The 3,867-nt window shown below is 70.1% G+C and carries 3 protein-coding genes; all 3 read right to left on the bottom strand.

Features of this window, described 5'->3' with window-relative positions; genetic code table 11:
- Positions 1 to 81: 81 nt before the first annotated feature.
- Entirely contained in the window at positions 82 to 1,029 is a 948-nt protein-coding gene (pstC, locus tag BN2279_RS07580; RefSeq protein WP_059007740.1) for a phosphate ABC transporter permease subunit PstC, read from the bottom strand.
- Between the two features lie 274 nt (positions 1,030 to 1,303).
- On the bottom strand, positions 1,304 to 2,407 hold the full coding sequence (gene pstS / locus BN2279_RS07575; protein WP_059007738.1) for a phosphate ABC transporter substrate-binding protein PstS: 1,104 nt from the start codon (positions 2,405 to 2,407) through the stop codon (positions 1,304 to 1,306).
- 251 nt (positions 2,408 to 2,658) lie between these two features.
- Positions 2,659 to 3,453 carry a response regulator transcription factor gene (locus tag BN2279_RS07570; protein ID WP_234347569.1) on the bottom strand — a complete coding sequence of 265 codons (795 nt, stop codon included), beginning with the start codon at positions 3,451 to 3,453 and terminating at the stop codon, positions 2,659 to 2,661.
- Positions 3,454 to 3,867 lie beyond the last annotated feature (414 nt).

The raw sequence follows: 3,867 nt of genomic DNA, 5'->3' as shown, positions 1-3,867 counted from the left end.
GGGTGAGGGGGACATCGGGGAGCAGGGCCTCGGGGTCGGGCCCCTTGTCGTCCTTGTCCAGGGAGGTGGTGGGGGTGGTCATCAGTTGGCTCCCGAGAAGTCGCGGCGGCGGTTGATCACCGCGCGGGCCGCCATGTTGATGACGAGCGTGACGGTGAAGAGGACGAGGCCGGAGGCGATCAGGACGTTGATGTCGATCCCGGAGGACTCCGGGAACTTCAGCGCGACGTTGGCCGCGATCGTCGACGGGTTGTCGCTGCTGATGAGGTTGAACGACACCGTGTCCGGCGACGGGGAGAGCACGATCGCGACGGCCATGGTCTCGCCGAGCGCGCGGCCGAGCCCGAGCATCGCGCCGCCGATGATGCTGGAGCGGCCGAACGGCAGCACGGCCATCCGGATCATCTCCCACCGGGTCGCCCCCAGCGCCAGCGACGCCTCTTCGTGCAGCCGGGGCGTCTGGAGGAACGCCTCACGGATGACGGCCGTCGTGATGGGCAGGATCATCACCGCGAGGACGATGGAGACCACCAGCATGGTGCGGCCGGTCGCCGAGGCCGGGCCCTCGAAGAGCGGGATGAAGCCGAGGTTGTCGGCCAGCCACTCGGTCGGCCCGACCGTCGCGGGGGCCAGCTCGAAGAAGCCCCACAGGCCGAAGATGATGCTGGGCACGGCGGCCAGCAGGTCGATGACGTACCCCAGCGTCGACGCGAGTCTGCGCGGCGCGTAGTGCGTGATGAACAGGGCGATCGACACGGCCAGCGGCGCGGCGATGATCAGCGCGAAGAAGGCCGCGATCAGGGTGCCGAACAGCAGCGGCCAGATGTAGAGGATCACCCCCTCGTCGTTCGGCAGCCGCTCGTTGTCCGCCCAGAGGGCGGGCCACGCCTCGGTCACGAGGAACGCCGCGACGCCGGCCAGGGTGACGAGGATCAGCACGCCCGCCCCGGTCGAGGCGCCGGAGAAGAGCCGGTCCCCCAGACGCTGCGGCGCTTTTTGGGTGGGCGTCTTCTCGGTGGTGGGAGGCACTCTCTCTCCCTTTCTGAAGACTTCTGAAGACTTCTCGGAACTTCGGGGAACTACTGGGGACTTCGAGAACTGCGGGGAACTGCTGGGGACTTCGGGAACTACGGGGGATCTCCGCGCGCTGCCGTGGCCCCGTCGTGGTCGCTCCGAGTGGCCGTCAGTTCCTGATGGGTGATCAGATTCCTCAACGGGCGTGGAGCGAGGCCCTGATGCCCCGAAGTCCGGGCGGCCACCCTGTGGTGGGCCGCCCGGACCTTGGGTACCGGGGAGGCGGGGATCAGCCGGCGGAGATGGCGTCCACCGCGGTCTGGAACTCGGCGGTCAGCTCGGCCGGCAGCGGCGCGGAACCGGCGGCCTCGGCCGCGGCCTGCTGGCCCTCGTCGCTGATGATGTAGGAGAAGTACTCACGCACCAGGTTGGCGGTGTTCTCGTCGTCGTAGGTCGCGCAGGCGATGCCGTAGGAGACCAGGACGATCGGGTAGGTGCCGGCCTCGGTGGTGTCGCGGGCCAGGTCGTAGGCGAAGTCGTACTCGCCCCGGCCCTCGACGCGCTCGGAGACGGCGAGGACGGCGGCGGCGGCCTCGGGCGAGTACGGCACGAACTCCTCGCCGACACCGACGGCCACGGTGCCGAGGTCGCCGGCCTGGCTGGCGTCGGCGTAGCCGATGGTGCCGTCGCCGCCGGAGACGGCCTGGACCACACCGGAGGTGCCCTGCGCGGCCTCGCCACCGGAGACCGGCCACTCACCGCTGACCTCGTGCGTCCAGTCCTCGGGGGCGGCGGCGGCCAGGTAGGAGACGAAGTTCTCGGTGGTGCCGGACTCGTCGGAGCGGTTCACCGGGGTGATCGACGTGTCGGGCAGGTCGACGCCGGGGTTGTCGGCGGCGATGGCCTCGTCGTTCCAGGTGGTGATCTCCTGGTTGAAGATCTGGGCGATCGTGGAGGCGCTCAGGTTGAGCGTGTCGATGCCGTCCAGGTTGAAGATGACGGCGATCGGGGAGACGTAGACCGGCACCTCGACCAGCTCGCCGCAGCGCTCGATCGCCTCGGCCAGCTCGCCCTCCTCGTCCGAGAGGTAGGCGTCGGTGCCGCCGAAGGCGGTGCCGCCCGCGACGAACTGCTCACGGCCACCGCCGGAGCCGACCGGGTCGTAGTTGACGGTCACATCGGGGTTGGCCGACTGGAACCCGGCCTGCCACGCGCCCTGCGCGGCCTCCTGCGAGCTGGCGCCCGCGCCCGAGATCGTGCCCGACAGGTCCGACCCGGAGGTGCCGTTGCCGCCGTCGCCGCCCTCTTCCTCGTTGTCGCTGCTGCAGGCCGTGACCAGGGCCAGGGCGGACACCGCGGCTATCGCGGCGGTCTTGGCGCGCCAGTTGCGCATGGCCGTTGCTCCTTGACTCAAGCCCAGCCGCACCGGCCGGGTGGAGATGACTTGAATGTGTCGAGGAGAACGTAGGAGCGTCCAGCGAAGCAGTGGGGGCCGGAAGGTGAACAGAAAGATAGGTTCGGCGGAACCGGCAGTTTCACAAACGGTGCTGGAATCGTTAAGAAAAGAACACCCGGGAAGAGACCCGTGGGCGCCCGGGAAAGCCGCGCGGCCCGGTGGGCGTCCACCGGGCCGCGCGCCTCTGATCAGCTACTGGGCGGTACGAGACGGTAACCCACGCCCCGCACGGTCTGGATGATCTCCGGGTGGTGCGGGTCGTCACCGAGGCGCTCGCGGAGGCGGCGAATGTGAACGGTGATGGTGTTCGACCGCCGCGCGCCCTCGCCCCACAACTCCGCGCGGATGCGGTCCCTTGTGATGACCTTCTCCGCGTGCAGCATCAAAAGGTGAAGAAGCTGGAACTCCCGCAGCGGCAGCCTGGCCGTGGACATGCCGTGCATCCGCACCTCGTACGAGCTGGGGTCCAGCGTCAGCGGCCCGCACACCAGCGGCTGGTCCCAGCCCCGGGCGCCCCGGTCGGCCAGGCTGAGCAACTGCGCGACCTCGCGCGGACGGTAGGGGCGGGCGACGCAGGCGCTGGCGCCGGCGGCGAGCGCGGGCGCGACCTGCGCGGTGTCGTCCGGGCCCACGCCGAGCACGACGGGGATGGACAACCGCCGCCGCACCAGCCGCAGCACGGTCGCGCCGTCGATCACCGGCAGGTCGGCCGAGACGAGCAGGACATCGGGCTTGCGCAGCCCCGCCTCCAGCAGCGCGGTGGCACCGTCCGCGCAATGCACCACCGACACCTGGTACTTGGCGAGCTGGGCGGACAGCCCCTGCCGGATTCTCTCGTCCGCGTCCGCGAGCAGCACGACGGGGTTGGAGCCGAGCGGTATGCGGGTCTGCGCGGGGACGATCTGGTCCCCGGCGGCGTCATCCGCGGGCTCGTCCGCGGCGGACGAACTTCTCGGTCGCGTGGTGCTCAACCAGGCGCCCATGGCGCTCTCCCTCGCTGTCGGTCTCGGCAGTAAGGCCAGTTGCCAAGGTGCGGCTCCCGGGGGGCTGGGTGTCGGTGTCCCGCAAGGACTTCACCATGTAACGAGCCGTGGGTAGCGGGTTGTGCGGCGTCCGGTGAACCCGCGATGAACAACGGCGTACCCCCGGGGTGCCCGGGCCGCCCGGTGACGGTGCGCGGAGGTGGTCGGAAGATGAACCGGAGTGCCGCGCGCGGGGGTTGACCGCCCGGCGCGCGGTGAGGCGGGGGGCGCGGGCGCGATCGTGGTCCTGTCTCCTAGTTACATCTTGTGCCGACCGCGCCGTGGGTCTTCGAGATTTCGGCTGACTCCGTGGCAGTCTAGCGATCTAGCTCAATGGCCGCCCATCTGATTCCCGCCTCAGCGTCTCTACATGCT

This window comes from Streptomyces specialis, assembly GCF_001493375.1.
GTDB lineage: Bacteria > Actinomycetota > Actinomycetes > Streptomycetales > Streptomycetaceae > Streptomyces > Streptomyces specialis.
This window is presented reverse-complemented; position numbering and strand designations above follow the sequence as displayed.